General features: G+C 69.4%; 23 protein-coding genes. 12 read left to right on the top strand and 11 right to left on the bottom strand.

Annotated elements, in window-relative coordinates; translation table 11 throughout:
• The 3 genes from ACWDOP_RS27215 to ACWDOP_RS27205 all read left to right on the top strand — a co-directional run.
• Positions 1-796, top strand: a 796-nt coding sequence (locus ACWDOP_RS27215) for a HalD/BesD family halogenase (protein WP_456347312.1), incomplete at its 5' end; no start/stop codon positions are given.
• 61 nt (positions 797-857) lie between these two features.
• Entirely contained in the window at positions 858-1703 is an 846-nt protein-coding gene (locus ACWDOP_RS27210) for a class I SAM-dependent methyltransferase (protein ID WP_454206551.1), read from the top strand.
• 23 nt (positions 1704-1726) lie between these two features.
• Entirely contained in the window at positions 1727-3529 is a 1803-nt protein-coding gene (locus ACWDOP_RS27205; protein ID WP_456347311.1) for a choline/carnitine O-acyltransferase, read from the top strand.
• Between the two features lie 405 nt (positions 3530-3934).
• On the opposite strand, the gene ACWDOP_RS27200 is transcribed toward ACWDOP_RS27205, so the two are convergent.
• Together ACWDOP_RS27200 and ACWDOP_RS27195 are read right to left on the bottom strand one after the other, a co-directional pair.
• The gene (locus tag ACWDOP_RS27200) at positions 3935-5113 is read right to left on the bottom strand and encodes an NAD(P)/FAD-dependent oxidoreductase (protein WP_456347310.1); all 1179 of its coding nucleotides are present in this window, start codon (positions 5111-5113) and stop codon (positions 3935-3937) included.
• 82 nt (positions 5114-5195) lie between these two features.
• Positions 5196-5723, bottom strand: coding sequence for a hypothetical protein (locus ACWDOP_RS27195; RefSeq protein WP_456347309.1), 528 nt, complete (start codon positions 5721-5723; stop codon positions 5196-5198).
• A 126-nt stretch (positions 5724-5849) separates the two neighbouring features.
• Between ACWDOP_RS27195 and ACWDOP_RS27190 the strand changes: the two genes are divergently transcribed.
• On the top strand, positions 5850-6398 hold the full coding sequence (locus tag ACWDOP_RS27190) for a TetR/AcrR family transcriptional regulator (RefSeq protein WP_456347308.1): 549 nt from the start codon (positions 5850-5852) through the stop codon (positions 6396-6398).
• Positions 6399-6586: 188 nt separating this feature from the next.
• On the top strand, positions 6587-7558 hold the full coding sequence (locus ACWDOP_RS27185) for an alpha/beta fold hydrolase (RefSeq protein ID WP_456347307.1): 972 nt from the start codon (positions 6587-6589) through the stop codon (positions 7556-7558).
• Positions 7559-7960: 402 nt separating this feature from the next.
• On the opposite strand, the gene ACWDOP_RS27180 is transcribed toward ACWDOP_RS27185, so the two are convergent.
• From ACWDOP_RS27180 to ACWDOP_RS27150, 7 genes are read right to left on the bottom strand one after another with little or no spacing between them, the layout of a single operon-like run.
• A complete protein-coding gene (locus tag ACWDOP_RS27180) occupies positions 7961-9082 on the bottom strand; it encodes an amidohydrolase family protein (RefSeq protein WP_456347306.1) in 1122 nt (373 codons plus the stop codon).
• Positions 9083-9125: 43 nt separating this feature from the next.
• Complete coding sequence (gene dmpG / locus ACWDOP_RS27175) at positions 9126-10136, bottom strand: 4-hydroxy-2-oxovalerate aldolase (RefSeq protein ID WP_456347305.1); 1011 nt, start codon at positions 10134-10136, stop codon at positions 9126-9128.
• The gene (locus ACWDOP_RS27170) at positions 10133-11074 is read right to left on the bottom strand and encodes an acetaldehyde dehydrogenase (acetylating) (protein ID WP_456347304.1); all 942 of its coding nucleotides are present in this window, start codon (positions 11072-11074) and stop codon (positions 10133-10135) included. Before ACWDOP_RS27170 ends, dmpG begins: the two co-directional genes overlap by 4 nt.
• Positions 11071-11892, bottom strand: coding sequence for a 2-keto-4-pentenoate hydratase (locus tag ACWDOP_RS27165; RefSeq protein ID WP_456347303.1), 822 nt, complete (start codon positions 11890-11892; stop codon positions 11071-11073). The genes ACWDOP_RS27170 and ACWDOP_RS27165 overlap by 4 nt, the downstream gene beginning before the upstream one ends.
• Positions 11889-13643 carry a bifunctional 3-(3-hydroxy-phenyl)propionate/3-hydroxycinnamic acid hydroxylase MhpA gene (gene mhpA, locus ACWDOP_RS27160; protein WP_456347302.1) on the bottom strand — a complete coding sequence of 585 codons (1755 nt, stop codon included), beginning with the start codon at positions 13641-13643 and terminating at the stop codon, positions 11889-11891. Before mhpA ends, ACWDOP_RS27165 begins: the two co-directional genes overlap by 4 nt.
• On the bottom strand, positions 13640-14668 hold the full coding sequence (locus ACWDOP_RS27155; RefSeq protein ID WP_456347301.1) for a VOC family protein: 1029 nt from the start codon (positions 14666-14668) through the stop codon (positions 13640-13642). The genes mhpA and ACWDOP_RS27155 overlap by 4 nt, the downstream gene beginning before the upstream one ends.
• The gene (locus ACWDOP_RS27150; protein WP_456347300.1) at positions 14665-15534 is read right to left on the bottom strand and encodes an alpha/beta fold hydrolase; all 870 of its coding nucleotides are present in this window, start codon (positions 15532-15534) and stop codon (positions 14665-14667) included. Before ACWDOP_RS27150 ends, ACWDOP_RS27155 begins: the two co-directional genes overlap by 4 nt.
• Before the next feature lie 160 nt (positions 15535-15694).
• Between ACWDOP_RS27150 and ACWDOP_RS27145 the strand changes: the two genes are divergently transcribed.
• The 5 genes from ACWDOP_RS27145 to ACWDOP_RS27125 all read left to right on the top strand — a co-directional run bounded on the left by ACWDOP_RS27145 (position 15695) and on the right by ACWDOP_RS27125 (position 20235).
• Positions 15695-16333 (top strand): TetR/AcrR family transcriptional regulator, encoded by a 639-nt coding sequence (locus ACWDOP_RS27145; protein ID WP_456347299.1) that lies wholly within the window; start codon positions 15695-15697, stop codon positions 16331-16333.
• Between the two features lie 123 nt (positions 16334-16456).
• On the top strand, positions 16457-16954 hold the full coding sequence (locus ACWDOP_RS27140) for a hypothetical protein (protein ID WP_456347298.1): 498 nt from the start codon (positions 16457-16459) through the stop codon (positions 16952-16954).
• Between the two features lie 176 nt (positions 16955-17130).
• Positions 17131-18330 carry a hypothetical protein gene (locus ACWDOP_RS27135; protein WP_456347297.1) on the top strand — a complete coding sequence of 400 codons (1200 nt, stop codon included), beginning with the start codon at positions 17131-17133 and terminating at the stop codon, positions 18328-18330.
• Complete coding sequence (locus ACWDOP_RS27130) at positions 18314-19081, top strand: hypothetical protein (RefSeq protein WP_456347296.1); 768 nt, start codon at positions 18314-18316, stop codon at positions 19079-19081. Before ACWDOP_RS27135 ends, ACWDOP_RS27130 begins: the two co-directional genes overlap by 17 nt.
• A 272-nt stretch (positions 19082-19353) precedes the next feature.
• A complete protein-coding gene (locus tag ACWDOP_RS27125) occupies positions 19354-20235 on the top strand; it encodes a MerR family transcriptional regulator (protein WP_456347295.1) in 882 nt (293 codons plus the stop codon).
• Here ACWDOP_RS27125 and ACWDOP_RS27120 read toward each other — a convergent pair.
• Both ACWDOP_RS27120 and ACWDOP_RS27115 read right to left on the bottom strand, forming a co-directional pair.
• Positions 20213-20386: a hypothetical protein gene (locus tag ACWDOP_RS27120; protein WP_456347294.1), complete on the bottom strand. Its 174-nt coding sequence runs from the start codon at positions 20384-20386 to the stop codon at positions 20213-20215. The genes ACWDOP_RS27125 and ACWDOP_RS27120 overlap by 23 nt on opposite strands.
• A 128-nt stretch (positions 20387-20514) precedes the next feature.
• Entirely contained in the window at positions 20515-20892 is a 378-nt protein-coding gene (locus tag ACWDOP_RS27115) for a DoxX family protein (protein ID WP_456347293.1), read from the bottom strand.
• A gap of 112 nt (positions 20893-21004) precedes the next feature.
• Here ACWDOP_RS27115 and ACWDOP_RS27110 point away from each other — a divergent pair, with 112 nt between their 5' ends.
• The gene (locus tag ACWDOP_RS27110; protein ID WP_456347292.1) at positions 21005-21895 is read left to right on the top strand and encodes a LysR family transcriptional regulator; all 891 of its coding nucleotides are present in this window, start codon (positions 21005-21007) and stop codon (positions 21893-21895) included.
• 241 nt (positions 21896-22136) lie between these two features.
• Positions 22137-23588: an amidase gene (locus ACWDOP_RS27105; RefSeq protein ID WP_456347291.1), complete on the top strand. Its 1452-nt coding sequence runs from the start codon at positions 22137-22139 to the stop codon at positions 23586-23588.
• Positions 23589-23616 lie beyond the last annotated feature (28 nt).

The following is a 23616-nucleotide window of genomic DNA, read 5'->3' as shown; positions in this document are numbered from 1 at the left end:
GGGCGGCTACGGGGGGGGCGCGGCGGGGGCGCCCCCCCGCGCCGATCTCGCGGCCGACGGCTGTACCGTGCTGCGCGGGTTCATCCGGCCCGATCTGATCGAGACCCTGCGTGCGGAGGGCGTCGCGCTCGCCCCGCACGCCTACTACGCGGTCGAGCGCGTCAACGCGTACAACATCCCGCTCGACACCGAGCTGCCCGCCGAACATCCCGGGCGTATGGTGCTCGAACGCGGGAACGCCTTCGTGGCCCGCGATCTCATTCCCGCCGAAGCGGTGGTGCACCGGCTCTACACCCATCCGCGATTCCAGCAATTCATCGCGGACTGCTTCGGCCTGGAGACCCTGCACGAGTACACCGATCCGCTGGCCGGGCTGTGCCTGAACGTCGTCGCGCCCGGAATGTCGCATCCCTGGCATTTCGACACCAACGAGTTCACCGTCAGCATGCTCACCCAGGAACCCGAATCCGGCGGCACCTTCGAGTACTGCCCGAACATTCGCTCGCGCACGGCGGAGAACTTCGGCGACGTGCACGCCGTACTGCGCGACGAGGGCGATCATCTGGTGCGCAAGCTCGAGCTACGCCCCGGCGACCTGCAGCTGTTCCAGGGCCGGTTCTCCCTGCACCGCGTCGCGCCGGTAGCCGGTGCGGTGCAACGGCATTCGGTCATCTTCGCGTACAGCGACATTCCGGGCGTGATCGGCACCGCCGAGCGCTCGCGCCAGCTGTTCGGCCGGGTCACCCCCGAACATCTCGCCGCCGCGGCCGTGCGCGGCGATGGCCTGCTCGACTGACACCGCTCCACAGCTCCACCGCTCGACCGATAGATCGCTCGACTGAGAAGAGGACCAGCACGTGCCAGCCTCGTCCCGCAGCACCGTCCTGCACAGCACCGGGAAAGCCTCCTTCGACGACATCTACGACCGCCCCGATCCGCGCGCGTACCTCGCCCGTATGTCCGAATTGGACTATCGGATACCGGAACTGGCCAAACCGCATTTCCAGCGGTTGCTCCGCGACCATCGCGCCGCCACCGGCATCACCGCCCCGACCGTGCTGGACATCGGCTGCTCCTACGGCGTCAACGCCGCGCTGCTGCGCCTGGACACCGACATGACCGATCTGTTCGCCGGCTACCGCGAGACCGCGGCCCTGGACTCGGTCGAGCTCATCGCCCGCGATCGAGCCCGCCTCCTGGAGCACGATCAACTACCCGGAGTACGCTTCATCGGTATGGATTCCTCCAGTCCCGCACTGGATTACGCGCGCGGCGCCGGTTTCCTGCATGCCACCGTGCACGCCGATCTCGAGTCCGCCGACCCGACCGAGCCGCAGCGCCGGACCCTGGCCACCGCGGATCTGGTCATCTCCACCGGATGCGTCGGATACGTCACCGATCGGACCCTGCTGCGCGTGGCCCGCGCGCACGGTGAGAAGCTGCCCTGGATGGCGCACTTCGTGCTGCGCATGTTCTCGTTCGACCCGATCGCCGCTCGCCTGGCCACCCTCGGATATCAGACCGAACTGGCGCCCGGAGCCTTCCGGCAGCGCCGCTTCGCCTCCGAGGAGGAACAGGCGCAGGTACTGAACAGTTTGGCCGCCAAGGATATCGACACCGACGACCTGGAATCGGACGGCTGGCTCTACGCCCAGCTGTACCTGTCCCGGCCGTCAACCGACCCAGCCACCGATCACCCCTGACCATCCGACCACGAGGACAAGCATTGAGCGAACGGACCTTCGCCCACGACGATCAGCTGCCGCGGGTGCCGCTGCCCACGCTCGAGGAGAGCTGCACCCGGTTCCTGCACTGGAGCGCGCCGCTGCTGACCGGCGACGAGTACGCCGCCACCGCGGCGGCCGTCGAGGATCTGCTGCGCCCGGACAGCCCGGCCCGCACGCTGCACGCCGATCTGGAGCGATTCGACGCCGAACCCGGCGTCGGCAGCTGGCTCGACGAGTTCTGGCCCTCCCGGTACCTGGGCCGCCGCGACCGCATCGCGCTCAACGCGAACTTCTTCTTCCTCTTCCACGATGACACCGCGCTGGCGGCCTCGACCTCGGCCGATCAGGCCGAGCGGGCCGCCGCGCTCATCACCGCGGCGGTGGACTACAAGCTGCGCCTGGACGCCGAGGAGATCCCGCCGGTCACCCAGCGCGGGCAGCGACTCAATATGGCGCAGAACAAGTTCCTGTTCTCCGAGACCCGAATTCCCGGGGAACCCCAGGACACCGTGCGCGTGCCGTACACCGACGACTGGCCGGGCCACTCGCAGGCCCGGCACATCGTGGTCTTCTACCGTGGCAACATGTTCCGGATGGACGCGCTCGGCCCCGCCGGCGTGCCCCACACCCCGGAGGACCTGACCGCCGGCCTGCAGGCGGTCATGAAGGCCGGTGCGCGCCGGGCGGCGGTCAACGCCTCCGCCGGGCATCTGACCACCCTGGCCCGCGTCGAGTGGGCGCCGGTGCGCGCGGAGCTGCTGTCCGCCAACGCCGCCGCCTTCGAGACCATCGAGACGGCGCTGTTCTGCGTGTGCCTGGAGGACTTCGCGCCGCGCGACACGCTGCACGCGTGCGATCAGCTCCTGCACGGCGACAGCGGCAATCGCTGGTTCGACAAGGCCGTGTCCTTCGTCGTGTTCGCCGACGGGCAGGCGGGTATCAACGTCGAGCACTGCGGGCTCGACGGCACCACGATCCTGTCCTTCGTCGACACGCTGCTGCAGGATCCGGTGGGCGCCCACGCCGAGCGCTCGGGCGCCCAGGCCCAGGGCCTGCCGGCGATCGAGCCGATCGAGTTCGCGCTCGAAGCCCAGCACCGGGCCGTGATCGCTTCCGCCGCAGCCGCTTTCGCGCAGTTCGCGGCCGACACCGCCACCTCCACGGTGTCCTTCGATTTCGGCACCTCGTACATCAAGACCCTGGGCATCTCCCCGGACGCGTTCGCGCAGCTGAGCTACCAGCTCGCGCACCGGCGCAGCAAGGGCCTGACCGGGGCCACCTACGAGTCGATCGCCACCCGCCAGTACCGCGACGGCCGCACCGAGGCCATGCGGGTGGTGACCACCGAGATACTGGATTTCGTTGCCGCCATGCAGGATCCGGCGGCCGATGCCGAGACCAAGCTGGCCGCGGCGCGGGCGGCGGCGGCCGCGCACGTGCAGCGGGCCCAGGAGTGCCAGCGCGGTGAAGCCCCCGAACAGCACCTCTGGGAGCTGCAACTGCGCCAGCGCCGCAGCGGTGAGCGGCTGGGCGCGACCGAGCCGATGGCCTTCTTCGACAGTCCCGGCTGGCGCATCAGCCGCGACGACTACCTGAGCACGAGCTCGGCGCCCTCGGTCAACATCCAGTACTTCGGGTTCGGCTCCACCAGCCCGACCTGCATCGGCATCGCCTACGTGCTGCTGCCCGATCACTGGAATCTGTACCTCGCGACCCCGAAGTCGGTGGCACACGAGATGCACGAGTTCGCCGCGCAATTGCGCATCGCGGCAGACGAATTGGCGGCGTTGCTGACGCCCTGACCCGGATGCGGTTGTGACGGGCCACAAGGGGTGTTCGCCGCCCGGTGCTTGTTGCAACACATCGACTACCTCCCCGGCTCGCCGGTCGCATGCGGCGGGTGAGCCGGGGAGGTGGTGCACGGCAGTTCGGGATGCCGTGCGCCACGCTTGATTCGGCCCGCCGGTGATGTCGGCGGGCCGAATCGCGTCCGGGGTCTTTCGGACCGCCGCACGTGTGGCGGCCGTCGTCCGAGCAGCAGGGGTGAACACGCGCTGACCACCATGTGGATCTGCCCGCGTGCACCGGACTCGAACACCGCCGGGACCGTGGCTCGTCGCGGCGGCCGCACGTCCGAGCCGCAGCTGGATGCGGTGGACGGGCCGGCGACGGCCACGCCGCTGGACAACGCCGCTGCGCGCCCGGGGTCAGCGGGCGGGCTGGGTCGCGTCGCGGCGCTCACGCAGCCGGTCCGCCCGCGTCCGGTCCGAAACCCAGGTCAGCGCACCGGGTTTGCGAGACTCGGTCACCAGCTCCTTCACCGTCTGCTTGCAGACCAGCTCCTTCAGCGTGGCTCCGGGCCGTCCGCCCAGGTACATCCGCTTCGGGCGGTCGTCCCGGTCGGCGACCTGGAAGATGCCCGCGCGCCGGCCGAGACTGAGGCAGAGTCCGGCGAACCCGAGGCTGATGGGTTCGGGGTGTTCGCCCGCTATCCGGGCCAGGACGGTGTCGGCGGCGTGCGCGCCCAGCGGCCGCGCGGCCTGGCAACTCATGCGGTAGGGCAGGTTCGACGGGGCGGCCGAGTCGCCCGCCGCCACGATGTGCCGGTCGTCGACGCTGGTCAGGGTCTCGTCGGTGAGCAGGCGGCCCAGCGCGTCGGTGGTCAGGCCGCTGCGGGCGGCCAGATCCGGTGCGCCGAATCCCACGGTCCAGATGGTCACCGCGCTCGGCAGTTCGCCACCGTCGGCCAGGCGCACCGCGTCGCGGGTCACCGCGGTGACGCGGGCGGCGGGTCCCTCGAGCATGGTCACGCCGAGTTTCGCCAGGCGCTTGACCGCCGAGCGTCGGGCCTTGGGATGCAGGTAGGTTCCGAAGGTGGCGCCGCAGATCATGGTCACCGCGCGGCCCGCCTCGGCCAGTTCGGTGGCGATCTCGAGGCCGGTCGAACCCGCCCCGACGACCGTGATCGGTGCGTCGTCGGGGGTGGCGCCCAGCACCGGGCGCAGGCGCTCGGCCTCCTCGAAAGTGGCTATCGGATAGGCGAATTCGGCCGCGCCGAGCACGCCCGGGTCGGCGCTCCCGCTGCCGACGGCGTAGATCAGGTAGTCGTAGCCGATGTCGCCACCGCTCGCCAGCTCGAGCTGCTGGACGTCGGGGTCTATGCGCGTGACCGTGTCCACCAGCAGTCGCACCGTCGGGGCCAGCAGATCCCCGTAGTCCATGACCGCGTCGTCGGACCCGGTGACCAACTGGTGCAGGCGAATTCGCTCGACGAACTCGGGGCGGGGGTTGATCAGGGTGACCGTGACGCCGTCGCGCTGGGTCAGGCGATTGGCGGCCAGCACGCCCGCGTAGCCGCCGCCGATCACGATGACATCGGTGTTCATGGTGTTCTCTTTCGTTCGGTGAGAGGTCGGCTCCGGGCCGTGGCCGGAGCCGGGTGAATGCGCTCGAGCGCGCGGGGTTCGGCTAGCCGTTCGCGTGCCCGGCCGCGACGCGCTCGCCGGCGTTCTCGAGCAGGGTCCGCACGAACCGCAGGTGCGCGGGCAGCGCCCGGTCCCACACCGCGCGCCCGGCCGGTTCGTCGAAGCGAATGAAGGTGGCCAACAGCACGCCGCGCTCGTCGCGCCGGAACAGCAGCTGACCTTCGAACCCGAAGTCCGAGGCCACCTGCAGCAGTACGAAATCGGGTTCGGCGTGTGCGATCGGCCAGCCCTGTACGGTGCGGGTCGCGCCGATCGGATGCCGGCGCAGCGCGATCTTCTGCCAGGCCCGTTCGAGGTCGGCCCGCATCTCCGCCGAGGCGCCCTCGAGGATGATGCGCGCCCACTGTTCGGCCGGATAGGCGGCGGCGTTCGCGGTACTCAGCAGGGTCGCGTCGATGTGCCCGATATCGGTCAGGGTGCTGAACTCGAGGTCCTCCGGGCCCAGCTCGATCTCCCGGACGTTCGCCCGCTCGATCAGGTCGTTTCGTTCGTTCGCGTCGTGTCGCGTCATGTCTTTCCCCGTGGATAGTCGCAGGTCGGCGGCGAATCTCCGCTCGCGCCGATAGATACAGAACAGTACTGTATCTATCGAGGATGATGTAATCAAGAGCCCCTGCGACTGATTGGTTGACTGCCGATGGCCCCTCCGGTGCGAACTCCCCGGCAAGCCTGGATCGACGCCGCCCTGGGCATTCTGGCCACTTCCGGCCCGGACGCCGTCCGGGTGGAAACCCTTGCGGCGGAACTGGGTGTGACCCGCGGCGGCTTCTATCGCCAGTTCGCGGGCCGCCAGGAACTGCTCGACGCCGTGCTCGACGCCTGGGAACATCGTGCGATCGACGACGTCCTGCGCCGCCTGGCCGAAGACGACGGCGACGCCAGGTCCAAGGTCCGCAAAGCCGGCCGCTGGACCCTGTCTCGGGATCTGATGCCCATCGACCTCGCGGTGCGCGAGTGGGCCCGCCGCGATCCCGCCGTGGCCACCCGCCTCGAACGCGTGGACACCAGCCGCATGACCTACCTCCGCGACCTGATCGGGACCCTGCACACCGATCCCCGAGAGGTAGAGGCCCGCAGCCTCCTGGCCTTCTCCCTGATGATCGCCGACTACCTGATAACCCTCACCCCCGAGACCGGCACACGGGCGGAAATCGCGGCCGCCGCAACGGATCTGATTCTGGGATAGCTCGCCGTACCCGGTCCGAACGCGTGGGCGGGCTCCGGGGTGAGGGCGCTCGCGGCCGGGCCTGCGATGTTGTCGGGTTCCGCGCGCAGCGTGGCGACGACGGCCCGGGCGTCGCAGGGGCGGAACCTGTCGCCGGCGGTGAGAGGTCGCCGCGCCGAGGGCCGGGGGCGTTCGTCACCTCGAAGTGAGTGAGAGAATCGAGCGCACTGCGGTACCGGGTCGACGAGGGGAACGACATGGCCGAGATCACCGACGGGGCACGACCGGCATGGGTCGACGACGACCTGTTTCCGTTCGAGAGCCGGTTCATCGACATCGACGGGCACACGGTGCACTACGTCGACGAGGGGGCGGGTCCGGTCCTGCTGTTTTTGCACGGCAACCCGACCTGGTCGTTCCTGTGGCGTGAGGTCATCGCCGCGATGCGGGGCGACTTCCGGTGCGTCGCACTGGATTACCCGGGATTCGGGTTGTCGGTGTCGAAACCCGGCTACCGCTTCCTGCCCGAGGAGCACGCGGAGGTGGTCACCGGCTTCGTCGACGCGCTCGGGCTCCGGGACATCACCCTCGTGGGCCAGGACTGGGGTGGGCTGATCGGGCTGGCCGTCGCCCAGCGGCGTGCGGGGGTCTTCACCCGTTTCGTCCTCGCCAACACCTGGGCCTGGCCCGTCAACGGCATCCTGCACTTCGAGGCGTTCTCGCGGATTCTCGGCGGCGCGCCCGGCCGGTACCTGGTCCGCAGGTTCAACCTCCTGGTGAACACCTTCATCCCCACCGGCCACCGCAGGCGCACACCCACCCCCGCCGAGATGGCCCACTACCGCAACGCCCTGGACACTCCCGCCCGCCGCGAGGCCTCGGCCATGTTCCCCAACCGGGTACTGGCGAGCCGGGAGTTCTTCGCCGAGGTGGAGTCCGGCCTCCCCGCGATCTCCGATGTTCCGACCCTGATCGTCTGGGGCGCAGCCGATATCGCCTTCCGCCCGGTCGAACGCGAACGCCTCGAGGCCACCTTCACCGACCACACGACCGTCATCGTCGAGGGCGCCGGCACCTACGTGGAGTCCGACGCCCCCGAGGAGTTCATCGCCGCCCTGCGCTCGTGGCTGACCCGGCATGTCGGTTCCGCCGCCGAGGAGCGGGGCAGCCGTCCCGAGTGAGCTGTCGCCGATCGCGCCGGGGACATGGGGCCGGATCGCGGCGGCGCCGGCTCGAACCCGACGAACGCCGCGCGCAGATACTGTTCTGCGCCATCGACATGTTCGGCGAGCGTCCGTACGCCGCGGTGTCCGCGGGGCACGCCTCGAACCACATACGGATGACGAGATTTCCAGCGGCACAGACATACTCGCGGGCACGTTCGGCGACCTCTGTGCAATCCTGCGCAGCCCTGAACAGTACGCGGCCGGAGTGGTAGCTCGTCTGCGGGAAGCCGGCCGAGTCGGCTACACCGCTCGAGGCGCGTGGAGTGGCGGCGAGAGCAGCGGCGGCACCGCATCCGATGTCGTGCCGCCGGTGAAACGGTATGGGCCCGTGAGCTGTACGCGGCAGGACCCAACTGTCTAGGCCGAGACGGCCTCGGCGAGTCGCGGCAGCTGGCGCAGCGGGTTGTGGCGTTCGACCTCCATGCGCTGATCGGCGTCGAAGATGGCACCGAGTCCGGGCGCGGGATCGTGGCTGCCGCTCTGGGGCAGGGTGGCGGCACTGAACGGCCAGTCCGATCCGAACACGATGTGATCGCGGCCGGTGACGGCGAGGACGCTCGCCATCGCCGCCGGGGCGGCGCTCAGGGCGGTGTCGTAGTAGAAGCGGGAGATCTGCGCGGCGGTGTCCAGGACCGACGGCCGGGGCAGGGAGTCCGGCCACAACTCGCCCAGCACCGTCTGTGACGCCACCCCGATGCGATGGGACAGGAACGGCAGGGTCCCACCGGCGTGGGCGAGCTGGAAGCGGATGTCGGGGTAGCGCTGGGTGACGCCGGTGACCATCATGAGGGTCGCCGCCCGGGTGGTGTCGAAGGTGAACTCCTCTAGGAAATCCGGCAGCGGCAGTTCGGGTTTGGCGTCGGGCGCGATGGCCGCGGGGTGCACGAACACGAACGCGCGCCGCCGATTCAGCTCGGCCATCAGCGGTTCGAATCGCGGGTCGCCGAGGTACACGCCGTTGTAGGCCGACAGCAGCACCACCCCGTCCAGGTGCAGGGTGTCCAGCGCGAACGCGACTTCGGTGATGGCGGCGGCCAGGTCCGGCATGGGCAGCACCGCGAAGGCGCCGAAGCGGGTCGGGTGGGCGCGGAACAGGTCCGCGGCGTAGGTGTTGCAGTAGCGGGCCATGTCGATCGCGTCCTGCCCGCCGAGAAAGGACACGCCGGGGTCCGAGACCGACAGCGCTTGGGCTTGGATTCCGTAGTAGTCCATGAACCCGATGGCCTCCTCCGGCGACCAGTTCGGCGTCGGGTAGCCGCCGATCGTGAAGTGGCCGTGGTCGATCAGGGCGGCGCGGTAGTCCGGTGGCAGGAAGTGCGCGTGCAGGTCGATGCGATAGGCGCCGGACGGGGGCTGTTGGCCGCGGGCGGGCCCGGCCGCGACCGCGGTTCCGAGCGCGGCGAATCCCAGGGTCCCGGCGGCGGCACCGCCGAGGAGACGGCGGCGGCTGGTCACGCGGGAGGAAGGGGCAGAGGTCATGGCGGTCTCACTCACGGTCGGCGGAATCGGGGGCGGATCGGGTTCACCGGGATACGGCGCGGAGGTCGAGCGCGATGTCGACGATCATGTCTTCCTGACCGCCGACGAGTCCGCGGCGGCCGGCTTCCAGCAGCAGCGTGCGCACGTCGATTCCGTATGCGCGCGAAGCATTTTCGGCGTGCCGCAGAAAGCTGGAGTAGACCCCCGCGTAGCCCAGGGTCAAGGTTTCGCGGTCGACCTGGACGGGCCGGTCCATGAGCGGCCGGATGAGGTCGTCGGCGGCGTCGGTGAGCTTGTTCAGGTCCGCGCGGTGTTCCCAGCCGCTCAGCTCCGCGACCGCCACGAAGGCCTCGAGCGGTGTATTGCCCGCTCCCGCACCGAGTCCCGCGAGGGAGGCGTCCACGCGGGTGACGCCCTCCTCGACGGCGACGACGCTGTTGGCGACCGACAGCGACAGATTCTGGTGCGCATGCACCCCGATCTCGGTCGTGGGGGCGAGGACGTCGCGGTAGGCGCGCACGCGTTCGCGGATGCCGTGCATGGTGAGCCGGCCGCCCGAGTCGGTGACGTACACGCAGTGCGCGCCATAGGATTCCATTGCTTTCGCCTGCTCGGCGAGCGCGGTGGGGGAGTTCATGTGACTCATCATCAGGAAGCCCGAGACGTCCATGCCGAGTTCGCGCGCGAACCCGATGTGCTGGGCGGCAATGTCGGCTTCGGTGCAGTGCGTGGCCACTCGCACCGAGCGGACCCCGAGGTCGTGGGCCCGGCGCAGATCGGCGATGGTGCCGATGCCGGGCAGCAGCAGCGTGGTCAGCCGGGCGTGGGTCACGGCGCCGGCTGCCGCTTCGAGCCATTGCCAATCGGTGTGGCTGCCCGGGCCGTAGGTGAGGCTGCCGCCGGAGAGTCCGTCGCCGTGGGCGACCTCGATCGCGTCGACGCCCGCGGCGTCCAGCGCGGTCACGACGGCCGCGATCGTGCCGGGGGTGATGCGGTGGCGCAGGGCGTGCATGCCGTCGCGCAGCGTGACGTCCTGCAGGAAGATCTCGGTCATCGGGTGTGCTCCCGGGTCGAGGCGATCTGTTCTGCGACGCGCAACGCCGCCGAGGTCATGATGTCGAGATTTCCGGCGTAGGCGGGCAGGTAGTGCGCCGCGCCTTCGACCTCCAGGAACACCGAGACCTGGTGTGTCACAGGGTCGCCGCCGGTCAGGGTGTGCACCGGGCTGTCATCCGGGATCGGGGTGATCTGAACCCCCTGTTTGAGCCGATAACCCGGCACGTAGGCCGCGACCCGGTCGACCATCGCGCGCACGGCGCTCTCGATCCGCGGCGCGGCCGCCCCGCCGGGGTCGTGCACGAGTGCCAGCACGGTGTCGCGCATGATCAACGGCGGCTCGGCGGGGTTGAGCACGATGATCGCGCGCCCGCGCCGAGCGCCGCCGACATCGCGGATCGCCGCTCCGGTGGTCTCGGTGAATTCGTCGATGTTCGCGCGCGTTCCCGGGCCGGCCGACGCCGAGGCGATGGCGGCGACGATCTCGGCGTAGGCGACCGCGACGACCTGGGAGATGGCCGCCACGATGGGGACGGTGGCCTGTCCGCCGCAGGTGACCATGTTGACGTTGCGGGCGTCGCGGTGATCGTCGAGGTTGACCGCCGGGACCACGAACGGTCCGATCGCGGCGGGGGTGAGGTCGATCAGGAATTTGCCGTACGGCTCGAGCGCGGCGGCGTTGGCGCGATGGGCGCCGGCGGAGGTGGCGTCGAAGACGATGTCGATCTCGTCGAAGCCGGGCAGCGCGATCAGGCCCCGCACGCCGGCGGCGGTGACGGGCACCCCGAGACGCCGTGCGCGCGCCAAACCGTCCGAGTCCGGGTCGATTCCGACCATGGCGGCCATCCGCAGGTGCTCGGACAGTCGCAATACCTTGATCATCAGATCGGTGCCGATATTGCCCGACCCGATCACGGCGACGTTGGTGCGGCTCATGCGCTCTGCTCCCAGGTGAAGTCGACGGCGCTCAGGAATTCGGTGCCGTGCGACAGCTCCGCGCGGACCCGCTCGCCGGGAATCAACGGCGCCATCGGGCCCAGCGCGCCCGAGAGCACGATGTCGCCCGCCCGCAGGGGATCTCCGAGTTCGGCGGCGGTACGCGCCAGCCACGCCAGCGCGCTGAGCGGGTCGCCCAGGCAGGCGGCGCCGGTCCCTTCCGAGACCAGGTCCGGGCCGCTGGTCATGCGCATGGTGATCTCGCGCGGTTCGAATTCGCTCAGTGACAGGCGCCGCTCGCCGAGGGCGAACCAGCCGCTCGAGGCGTTGTCCGCGACGGTGTCGGCGAAACTGATGTCCCACTCCGCGATTCGACTGTCGACGATCTCGAGCGCCGCGACCGCGTAGTCGACCGCGGCGCGCACGGCGCCGGCGTCGAGTCGATCGTGATCGAGATCAGCGGCGAGCACGAACGCGAGCTCGGCCTCGATCTTGGGCTGCAACAGCCGCGGCCGGTCGGCCGGCGGGGTCTGCGGAACCCGCATGTCGTGGAACAGCACTCCGAAATCGGGCCGGTCCACGCCGAGCTGTTTCCGCACCGCGGGTGAGGTCAGTCCGATCTTGCGGCCGACGATCCGCGCGCCGAGAGCGCGCCGGTGCGCGACCCCGATGCGCTGGACCGCGTAGGCCGCGTCCACGTCGTCCGGGCCGATCAGATCGCGGACCGGCGGGACGGGGGTGCCGCTGTTCGCTGCCGCGCGCAGGCGTTCGGCGGCGCGCTGTGCTGTCGAAACAGGGTGGGCGGTGGGGAGTGTCATCGGGTCTCCTCGTAGCGGTAGCCGATCGGGCCGGGATGCACCGGGGCGCCGGGGGTGTCGATCGTGCGGGTGGGGCCCGACGGCGCCGGGAGGCCGAGTTGCCGGGTGAGGACGGTGATCAGCGCGGGCGCGTTCTCCGGTGTGGCGGTGCCGAAGACGAAGCGGTCCGGCCGGATCAGCACCACCGCGCCCGGGCGCACACGCGCGTGCCGCAGCCAGCGGGTCAGGACGCCGGTGTGGTCCTCGATGTCGGTCACATCGTCGCGCCCGTCGCCGGGTTTGCCCTGGGGTCGGCCGCCGACGGGATAGAGGGTGACGAACCGGGCGCCCAGCGCACGCAGGGTCTCGAGGTCCCCGGCGCCGAGCGAGGTGCGCGGGTCCACGCCGTACCCGAGTAGTGCGAATCCGAGCCCGAGGGTGTCGTCGAACCGCTCGAGTTTGCCGTCGTAGGTGCGCACCAGCGGCTGGGGCGCGAGCCGGCCCTCGATGCCGAACAGGATCGGACGGTCCATCCCGAGATAGGCGCCACGGCGAAATCGCGGTGCGGGCTTCATCTTCGCGCCGCGGATCCACCCACCGAGGCCGGGCACGCGCATGGCGGTGGTCAGCGCGATATCGCGGGCGGCCGCGAGCACCGGATTGCCGAGCGAGACGAGGGTCTTGTTCAACACCGACAGGTCGATCATCGCCTTGGCATGCGGACGGCGTTCGCTTTCGTAGCTGTCCAGAATCGCGGGGTCCCCGCCGTGCCGCAGGATCGCGGTGAGTTTCCAGGACAGGTTGTCCGCGTCGCGGACCCCGGAATTCATGCCCTGGCCGATGAATTGGGGTGTCATGTGCGCGGCGTCGCCGGCCAGCAGGATCCGGCGGTCGCGCCAGCTGTCGGCGACGACCGCGTTGAAGGTGTAGACGAGCTTGCGCAGCACCCGCACCTCGGTGGTGTCGACGAAACGGGAGATGTGGCGCTCGACGGTGGCGGGATCCTCCATCTCCTCCTTCGTCTGGTCCTCCCGCAGCATGAACTCGAACCGGTGGTGCCCACCCGGCTGCGGGCACGACACGATCGGCATGGCCGGATCGCAGACGAAATCGAAGTAGGGCAGGTGCCGGAACGCGTCGGCACCGTCGCGGGCCTCGAGGTCCACGACCAGCCACCGCTCGGGAAAGCTGGTGCCGGACATATCGATTCCGAGGCGGGTGCGCACGACGCTGCGGCCGCCGTCGCACCCGACGAGGTATTTCGCCCGGACCCGCTCGCCGGTTCCGGGTTCGATCTCGAGGGGGCCGGCGCCGTATCCCGAACTCGTGCAGTGCTCGTGGTCGATCAGCACCCCGTCGGCGTCCTGATCGACATCGGTGACCGAGCGGCCCCGCCGGACGCGCACGTGGGGATAGCGCTCGAGCGCCCGTTCGAGACTGTTCTCCAGATAGGGCTGATAGAGAAAGTTCGATACCGGCCAGCCCAGCGGACGGTCTACCTGAGTGAAACGCGCCAGGACCCGCCCGTCGCCGCGCACCCACTGCACGGTGGAGTCGGTGTTCATGTCCGCGGCGAGTTCGTCTGCCACACCGGCGGTTTGGAAGATTCGCATGCCTTCGTCGTCGGTGTAGACCGCGCGCGCCAGGCCGTAGTAGTGCGGTTCGCGCTCGAGCACCAGCACGTCGATCCCGCGCCGGCCCAGCAGGTTGGCCAGGGTCAACCCGGTCGGCCCGAGGCCGACGATCACGACTTCATGATCGAATTCGTTCATGTGCCTGTACTTCCGGTGAGTTCGGGGACGGTGATTTCCGGGGTGCGCAGGCGCGCGACGGCGGTGCGCAGCTGGTCGAACCTGTCCAGCGGGCGCTGGGCGACCGTGTTGTGGCCCCAGACGCTGATGCCCCGATAGGTCGTGGCCCGCCAGGCCCGGTCCAGGTCGGGGGTGATCACGACCGGGTTCCAGCCCACCTCGAGCTCGAAACCCGAAGGGGTGACGCAGTAGAAGGAGAGTTCGCGGTCGTTGGTGTGCTGCCCGACCGACCACGCCATCCGGAATCCCAGGTCGGTGACGCGCCCGAACGCGGCGAGCATGTCGTCGAGGGTCGCCGACTGGATGTTGACGTGCTGGACCCGGGTGCGGATGGGGTCGATCCGGATGCCGCGGATGTTGGCGACGGCGATCGAGTGGTGCCGTTCGTTGACGCGCAGGAACCGGATCTTCATCCGCAGTCCAGAGACGTTCTCGTCGATGAAATCCGACAGGCGCGAGTCGAACAGGGTGCGGTAGTAGGAGTGCACGGCCTCGGGTTCGCGGGACACCATCGCCACGTGGCCCAGGCCGGCTTCGCCGGTCACCCACCCGGAACTCAGCATCCGCAGCGGCTCGCCGATGCTGACCGGGGTGGTGAAGATCTCGGTCGCAATGCCTTTGGGGCCCGGGAAGCGCCAGAGGCGTTCCACACCGCGCAGCGCGCAGTCCTCGCCGGTGCCCTCGCGGATCGGTACGCCGCGGTCGGCGACCCGGGCCAGGATCCGGTCGAAGGTGTCGTGATCGTCCACGTGCCAGCCCAGTGCGGTGACGTCCTCGTCGGAGCCGCGCCGGATCAGGAACCGGCACGCGCGGTCGTCGAGCCGGAAGCGCAGGGTGTCCGCGTCGGGGCGGTCGGTGTGCAGTCCGATGGCGAGCGCCCCGAAGCGGTGCCAGTCCCGAAGTCGCCGGGAATGGATCACCAGATAGCCCAGATGCACCGAGCCATAGACCGATTCGCTCGAACCGATCCGTGGGTGGTCACTCATGCCGGCCCGTCCAGGAACGCGGCGACGAGGTCGTTGAACAGTTCCGCGCGTTCCCACTGGACCCAGTGCCCGGCGCGCGCGGCCAGGTACACATCGCAGTTGGGCATGCGGTCGGCCAGCATCCGCGCACCCTCGGTCCGGTTGACCCGATCGTCCGCGCCCCAGATCACCAGGGTCGGGTGGGTGACCGAGCCCAGGCGCGGATCGCGGGTGAAGTCCATGCGCCACACGGTGCGCAGCGCGCCGGGGCCGGCGGGACGGCGCAGCGGCGGGTTCGCCACCACCTCGGGATCCACACTCGCGCGGTAGCGTTCGTCGATGATGGCGTCGGTGATCGCGCTCGCGTCGTACACCAGGTAGTCGCGCAGGAACCGCGCGAGCTTCTCCCGGCTCGGGCCCTCGCCGGTGTAGTAGGACAGCAGGGATCGCAGACCCTCGGTCGGCAGCGCGCGCGTGGTACCGACGCCGCCGGGGCCCATGAGGATCAGCTTGCCGACCTGCTCGGGCCGGTCCATCGCCAGCCGCAGCGCCGCCGCGCCGCCGTAGGAATTGCCGATCAGGTGTGCTCGGGGCACCTGTAAAGCGTCCAGGAGCCCGCCGATCGCGGCGGCCAGATCGCCGAACGGGTCGCCCTGGTCGATGTGCTTGCTCGATCGGCCGTAGCCCGGCAGGTCGGGCACGATCACCCGGTACCGGCGGGCCAGCACCTCGATGTTGCGCGCGTAGTTCGACAACCCGGACGCACCCGGGCCGCCGCCGTGCAGCAGTACCAGGACCGGGCCGCTGCCCGCCTCGGTGAAGAAGATGTCACGGTCGTCGACCCGGACCGTTCGCCCGGTCCCGAGCTCGTTGTCTGTGCTTGTCACGACTGCCTCCAGAGCGTTAATGATGAAATCATCAATCACGATCGTTTGCTCTGTCAAGGAGAAACTGATGGTTTGATCAGAACTGTGAGAAGCGTCGAGAATCGATCCTGATCGATTCGTCAGATATGATCTGGGCTCCAATAGACGGAAGTGGGGTCCGATGACTGCCGAGCCCGCGGCGCCCAACCGCACCGATCGGCGGCGCGAGCGCACGCGAAACGCCCTGCTCGCCGCCGCGCGAGGGTTCCTGTCCGAGGGGCGCTCCGCAGTGAGCATCCAGGAGATCACCGAGGCCGCCGACGTCGGCTTCGGCAGCTTCTACAACCACTTCGACTCCAAGGAACAGCTTTTCGACGAGGCGGTCCGCTCGGCCCTGCTGGTCTACAGCGAGATGCGCGATCGGATCGTGGCGATGTACGAGGACCCGGCCGAGGTGTTCGCGGTCAGCTTCCGGATGACCGGTCGTCTGCAGCGCCGCATCCCGGAGATGGTGAAGGTCGTCCTGAATTCGGGTATGAGCGTCATGCTGCGCGACGAGGGCCTGGCCCCGCGGGCCCGCGGCGACATCCGCGCGGCTCAGGAGGCCGGCCGCTTCGAGCCGATGGATGTCGATCTGGCCGTCATGTCCGCCGGCGGCGCCCTGCTGGGCCTGCTACAGCTCTTGGACGCGGATCCCGGCGCGGACGCCGACGCCCTCTCGGACGAGATGACCTACCGGATGCTGCGCATGTTCGGCATGACCAAGCGCGCCGCCGAGCGCCTCAGCACCGGCCCGCTCCCCGAGGTGCCCGCCCTCTGAGTCGCTGTCTGTGCCCCGGTAATTCGGGGGTCCGGCCGTCTTTGAAACGTCAGCGATTCAGAGTTCTCGGGGGCTACCCTTCACCGACCCCTCAGTCGGGGGTGTGAACGGGAGGCAATTCGAATGAGTACCGGACGTTGGATCGCCAGGGGCGCAACGGGTTTGGTGGCAGTATCAGCCCTGGCCGCAGTGGTCGGAGCCCCGGCTTCGGCGACAGTCTCCACTGTCACCCTGTACCCCGCGGCGAGTCAGTACGTGGTGGGTGAGAAGTACTCGGTGGATGCGTGGGGTGCGCTGTCTCGCATGGACTTACAGAATCCGAAGGTGACCTTCTTCGACAACGGACAGTGCATCGGGAACAGCGGAACCTACGGCGGGTACGAGGGTGGTGGGACCTACGCGTCGGTGCAGTGGATACCGACGACCCCCGGTACGCACGAGTTGGTCGCCAAGCACGCGGGTACCACCGCGTCGATCACCGTGACGGTCGTCGCGGCGCCGGTCGGTAGTACACCCGCCACGCCGGCCGATCAGGGCGGCTGCGGCTTCATCGAGACCGGCAGCCTCGGGCCGCACGGTCTGCTCGCGTTTCTCCTCGCCGGCAGCAGTGGTGGCTCGTGATCATCGAATGACACCGGCCGGGTATGCGCGTGCCGGGTCCGGCGAACGGTTGGGTTTCCTGGCGCGTGTGTCGCCTGACGTAGGGTGAAAGTCCGCTTCCGTTTGTCCAGGTGTGGTGCGCAGGGGGTGGCGGGCGTTGGCGCACCACCGGATCTGCGAACGGCGGGTACCGAGCGATGAGTACGACGCAAGCCCGGATCGACGGTGGCGACAACATCTTGATCGCGCCTGCGGGGGCGGGGTGCGGGGACTTCTTCGGCGTCGTCCGTACGCCGGAGGAGCTCGCGGCCGGGGAGGTGGACGTCGAGGGGAAATCCGTTTACCTGTGTGGGGATCCGGACGGGATTGACGCTGCCGCAGTGTGTTCGGCCGCTCGGGTGTTCGTCGTCCGGGAACTGGCGGACGGCGAACACGGTGACGCGTGGACCCGGATAGATGTCGGCCGGGTTCCCGTCCGGGTGCACGGCGCGGGTGTGTACTACCGCCGCTTCTTCGACCCCGGCGACGACCACTTCGGCCGGATCGGCGACGAGCACGCCTTCCAGTCGCTGACCGAGTCGACCAAGCCGGGGGCCGCCCATCGGAGCGGTATCTACCTGACGCCGGTGCACCGCGACGGTGCGGATCTGCATTTCCGGCTGCTGCGGTGTTCGACGAATCTCTCCGGGCCCACCGAGGGGTTCGGGCCGACCGACGCGGACATCGTGGCGGCGCTGAATCGTGAGGCCGCCACCATCTTCCGGGACGGCGCGCCCCTGAATCACGTGCTCGCCCAGATCTATCACAACACCCGCGCCACCCCCGAGCGCAAGCAGGCCAAAGCCAAGATCTCGGCGCACGCGGACAAGACCAAGGACATGCCCGGCAACGGGATCATGGCGTTCTGCACGTTCTACGACGGGCTCGACCGGCTGGAGCCCCTGGCCGGGGATCCCTTCGATCGCGGCGTGCGGAACGTCAGCGGACTGACCAAACTGCGCTTCCAACTGAAGAATTCGGCTGCCGAGCACGCCGGCCCCGACCTGCCCGTGCAGTTCGAACTGACCCTGTATCCCGGCTCCGTCTTCTTCATGCCGCTGTCCACGAACCGCCTGTACACCCACGAGATCCGGCCGTCGAGCCTGGACGCGGAGTCGCTGCCGACCCGGCTGGGGTACGTGGTGCGCTGCTCGAGCACCGAAGCCGTGCACAGGGATGGGCGGACATTCCTCAAACTGGCCGGCGGCCTCGCGGAGTTGGAGCAGCCCACGCCGGAGGGTATGGACGAGCTGCGCAGGCTGTACTCCGAGGAGAACAAGACCTCCGCGCACATCGACTACGGCGACCGGTTCGGCTTCAGCATGAATTCGGGGGACTACGTTGCTCCCCGGGTCTGAGGTCGCGCCCGGGATCGCCTCGTACACCGTGCCGTTCGAGCAGGAGTGGTACGCGGAGCTGTCGGCCTCGGTCCGGTGGGAAGAGCTCGGCACCGGCAGGCGCGGGGCCACGCTCACGAAATCCGATGCGGCGGGCGGTGTTCCGCTCGTACGCACCACCACCAGGTACGAGAACCCCGCCCAGCCCTTCCGCCCGGTGCATGATCGTCTCGCGGAACAGATCAGGGCGCGGGCGGGTCTACCCGCGACGTTCGACAACGCGCTGATCGAGACCTACACGAACGCCTACGCCACCATGGGCAGTCACTCGGATCAGGCACTCGACCTGGCCGACGGCTCGCACATCGCGGTCTTCTCCTGCTACCGCCGCCCCGAACCGACGGCCCCCAGGAAACTGATCGTCGAACCCAAAGGCTCGTCCGAGAAGTACGAGATCCCGCTGTCGCACAACGGTTTCGTGGTTTTCTCAGTCGAAACGAACCGCCTGCTCAAACACAAGATCGTGCTGGATACCCCCGCCCGCCCCGCGGAGAACGACTGGCTCGGCGTGACGTTCCGAACCTCGAAGACCCACCTCCGCTTCGAAAACGGCCACCCGCACCTCCCACACGGCGAACGCCTGACCCTCGCCGACGAGGATCAACGCCGGGAGTTCTATCAACTCCGCCGCCGCGAGAACAACGAAACCGCCTTCCGCTACCCGCCCCTGACCTACACCGTGAGCGCGAGCGACCTGATCCCACCCGGCTGACCGGTCGGCGCTTGCGATCGGAGCGAGGCGCTGGCCGCGTTGTGCTCGAAAAGTGCTGATGCCGAGAAGAACTCGGAATTCCGTCGCGCGATCGCATGGTGATCCGCAGGCGCCAGGTTCTTCGGTGCGATGCCCCGTCCGTACCCGCCGCAGAACGCCGCCCGGAACCACCCGCCGCTGAGCACGGAGATCGCCACTTGCTCCTGACGTAACGTCAGGTCCTAACGTCCTCGATGCCCGCGCGAGGTGCGCAGGGGGAGGTGGTTCGCCGCATGGACGAGACGGGAATCGTGCGGGTGTGGAAGATCGGTGAACTCGCGGCGGAAGCCGGCCTGACGGTTCGCACGCTGCACCATTACGACCGCATCGGGCTGGTGTGCCCGGCCGCACGCACCGGAACCGGCCATCGCCGCTACACAGAGGCCGATGTCCGGCGCCTGTACCGGGTGCTGGCGCTGCGCCAACTCGGGCTCGGTTTGGACCGGATCGCGGAGGCGCTCGCCGGAACCGTGCCCATGGCACGGGTACTGGCGGCGCATCGCGACGGCCTGGCCGCGCGATTGACCGCGATGAGCGAGCTGCACGCACAGGTCAGCGCTCTCGCCGACACCGCCGAGCAGCGTCCCGATCTGAGCGCGGACCACTTCCTGGGATTGATCAGAAGGACCGCCATGATCGACGACAACCACTTCACCCGCGAGAACGCACGGGCGTTCGCGACCCTCTACTTCGCTCAGCTCACCGCAAGGCAAGGCGCACTGCGGTTCTGGTACGCCGCGGATGCCCGGCTCACCCTCGGCGACGTCGCGCGCGTCGGCCCGTCGGCGATCGTCGACGAACTCGTCCGTACCCCGGCCGCGGGGTACACGGTCGACGCCGTAGAGCTCGAGCCCGATACCGAAACCCGCACGTTGTTCCGGGTGACGGGAACGCTGCTGCCGGACCGTGCCTTACGGGCGCGGCCGTTCGAGGCGGAGTTCACGGTGAACAGGTCCACGGCGGATGCGGCCTACCTGATCGCCGATCAGACTCTTCGGGAGTTCGACAGTGTTGCAAGCCAACTCGCTCGAGCGAGCAGGAATGCGGGACCTGAAGGGTCCCGCATTGCTGTTCGCGCCTCCGGCCCCCGGCCTACCCGCCGTACAGGCGGATGAAGTCCTGCGCCGGGTCGATGCTGGGAACGGTGAAGCTCGACGACGTGCCCGCCACCTGCGTCTCTTCCACGAACGGCGTGGGCTCGGGCGGGAGGTGGCGCCAGTGGGCGCGCGGGTCCTCGGCCGGCTCCGGGCTGGTGTTCGATGGCATGACGGCCCCCTTCTCGATCCGTCACCTCATGGTACGCGGGGTGGATCGTGGTCGGCGGGATGTGTTGGGGCGCAGGGTGAGCGGCGGGCGGGCATCGACCGGCGCTCGTCGGCGCGTGGACATGCCGATCAGAACGGTTCGAGGGCCAGGCGGCCCACGACGATGAACACGGCGAGAGCCAGATAGACCGAATTCACCGCGACCAGCGCGGGTTGACCGTGGCGGGCGTGGGTCCGCATCGCGCCGACCATGAGCAGGATCCACGCGCCGGCCGTGATCGCCACCGTCACGGGGGCGATATCCAGGACGGCGGGCAGGATCAGCCCGACCGCGGCCAGCAGTTCGGTCACGCCGAGGGATTTGATGGCGCCGGGGGAGTAGTCGGCGGTCCACTCGCCACCGTGCGCCGCGGCCAGTTTCGGCTTGGGCAGAAAGGTTTTGGTCATTCCGCCGGCCAGCGCGACGGCGGCGAGCAGGCCGGTGGCGATCCAGAGCGTGAGGTTCACTGCGGTCTCCGATTGTGCTGAGTGGCGTGGGTCGGACGCATTCAGCTTCGATCCGGGCCATCGGGCGAACAAGGTACGGTTCGTGCACCGATCAATAACTCTGGAGTTATCAGTGGAGCTGCGCGATATCGAGATCTTCCTGACCCTCGCCGAGGAACTGCACTTCGGCCGGACCGCCGAGCGCCTGCACGTGTCCCAGGCCCGGGTCAGCCAGGCGGTGCGCAAACAGGAACGGCGCCTGGGGGTCGAGCTGTTCGAGCGCACCAGCCGCACCGTGCGCCTGACCCCGGTCGGCCGCCGCCTGCGCGAGGACCTCCAGCAGGTGCAGGATCTGCTGCACGCGGCCCTGGAACGGGCGGAGGCAACGGGCGCCGGGGGCGGAAAGTCGGTGCGGCTCGGGGTGTTCGGGCACGCCGGACACGAACTGCGGCCGCTGCTCGACGTGTACGCGGCCCGCCACCCGGGTGCGGAGGTGAGCTTCGCCGAGGTCAACGGCGGGGATTCGTTCACCTCGCTGCGCACCGGCGACAACGACGCGAACGTGCTGTGGCTCCCGGTCGCCGAACCCGATCTGACGGTCGGCCCGACCGTACTCACCGGGGGACGCGTCCTGGCCGTGTCCACCGACCATCCACTGGCCGCACGCGGCGTCGCCGATCTCGAGGACCTGGCCGACTATCGGGTCGCCGATCTCGGACCCGACGCCCCCGAATACTGGGTCGCGGCCATGGTGCCCACACATACCCCGCGGGGCCGCCGTATCGCGCGCGGCCCGATCGCCCGCACGTTCCACGAACTGCTCTCCCTCGTCGCGACCGGTGAGTGCGTGCACCCGCTCGGCGAGATCGCCGCCCGCTACAACAGCCCGCCGGGGATTGTCTTCCTGCCGATGCCCGACGCCCCGCTGCTGCACTGGGCGCTGGTCTGGCGCACGGCCGCGGAGAACTCCGCCCTGCGCGCATTGGCCGCACTCGCCACCGAAAGGGGACCGATTCGGTTGTGAGAATTCCCGATCGGCGTGCGCCGCGGGCGATTTCCGCCGCCGAACGGTGAGACATCGCTCCCATTGCGCCCGGTGCGCATTCCGTGCCCTCGCCGCCGGCGCGTATTCGCTGCTGGCGTCCTGACCGGCGGGATAGCGTCAATGGAGGTATTCGCTCGGCCCGGAACCACGGCACCGCACGATTCTCGTTGCGCGATAAGTCATTTTATGGCTTTCGCAGCCCGTGCATACCGTCGATTTCATGGAATGGAGCTTTCGATCGGCGGCAGAACTCGGGACAGCGTTGCGGTCGGGTGCGGTGACCTCGGTGGCACTGACGGAGGAGGCGATCGCCCGTATCGAGCGTGACGACCGGGCGATCAACGCGATCTGCGTCCGCGATTTCGACCGGGCCCGGGCCGCCGCCCGGCACGCGGACCGGGCGCGCGCCCGCGGCGAGAACGGCCCGCTGCTCGGAATTCCGGTGACGGTCAAGGAGTCCTACGACATGGCCGGACTGCCGACGACCTGGGGTATGCCGCAGTACGCGAATTACGTTCCCGCGCAGGACTCGCTGCAGGTGTCACGATTGAAATCCGCCGGCGCGGTGCTCCTGGGAAAGACCAACGTTCCGGTGACCCTGCGAGATATCCAGACCTACAACGACATCTACGGCGTCACCACGAATCCGTGGGATCGCGACCGCACCGCGGGCGGCTCGTCGGGCGGTTCGGCCGCAGCCCTGGCGGCCGGCTTCGGCGCCCTCTCGATAGGCACGGACATCGCCGGATCACTACGCACACCCGCGCATTTCTGCGGCGTCTACGCACATAAACCGACCCTCTGCCTAGTACCGACCCGGGGCATGATCGCGCCGCCCGCCCCGCCCCTGCCGATCGATCTCGACCTCGCCGTGGCCGGTCCGATGGCCCGCACCGCGAGCGACCTCACGCTGCTGCTGGATGTCATGGCCGGCCCCGACCCGCTGACCCACGGCGTCGGCTACGACCTCGCCCTGCCACCCGCGCGTCACGAACGGCTATCGGACTTCCGGGTGCTGATCGTCGAAGATCATCCGGTCATTCCCACCGGATCTGCGGTGCGCGCGGGCCTGCAGCGCGTCGCCCGGGCGCTGTCGGACGGGGGCGCCCGCGTCGAACACCACAGCTCCCTGCTCCCGGATCTCGCCGACGCCGCGACGATCTACATGCTGCTGATGATGTCGACCGCCGCCGCGAGCCTGCCCGCCGAGGCCTACGAGCAGCTGCGTGCCCGCGCCGCCGCACTGCGCCCGGACGACAGCGGCCTGGACGCGACGCGCCTGCGCGGCACGGTGCTCAGTCACCGCGAGCGGGTCGAAGCGAACCACCGCCGCGAGCTCCACCGGCAGCAGTGGCGTCACCTGTTCACCGAGTTCGACGTGGTGGTCTGTCCCATCACCCCGACCCCCGCTTTCCCGCACGACCACGCCGGCGGACTCGACGACCGCCGGATCGACATCGACGGCACCTCACACGCCTACTTCGACCAGCTCGTGTGGGCCGGTGCGGCCACGATGCCCGGCCTGCCCGCCACCGCGATCCCGACCGGCCCGTCACCCGATGGTCTCCCGGTGGGCGTGCAGCTCATCGGGCCGATGCTCGAGGACCGCACCCCGCTCCGGCTGGCCGAGCTCCTCGAAGAGCGTCTCGGCGGGTTCCGGCGACCCGAATAGGGCTGTGCCGCAACCGGATACGTAATGG

The organism is Nocardia sp. NPDC003693 (genome assembly GCF_053981095.1).
This window is presented reverse-complemented; position numbering and strand designations above follow the sequence as displayed.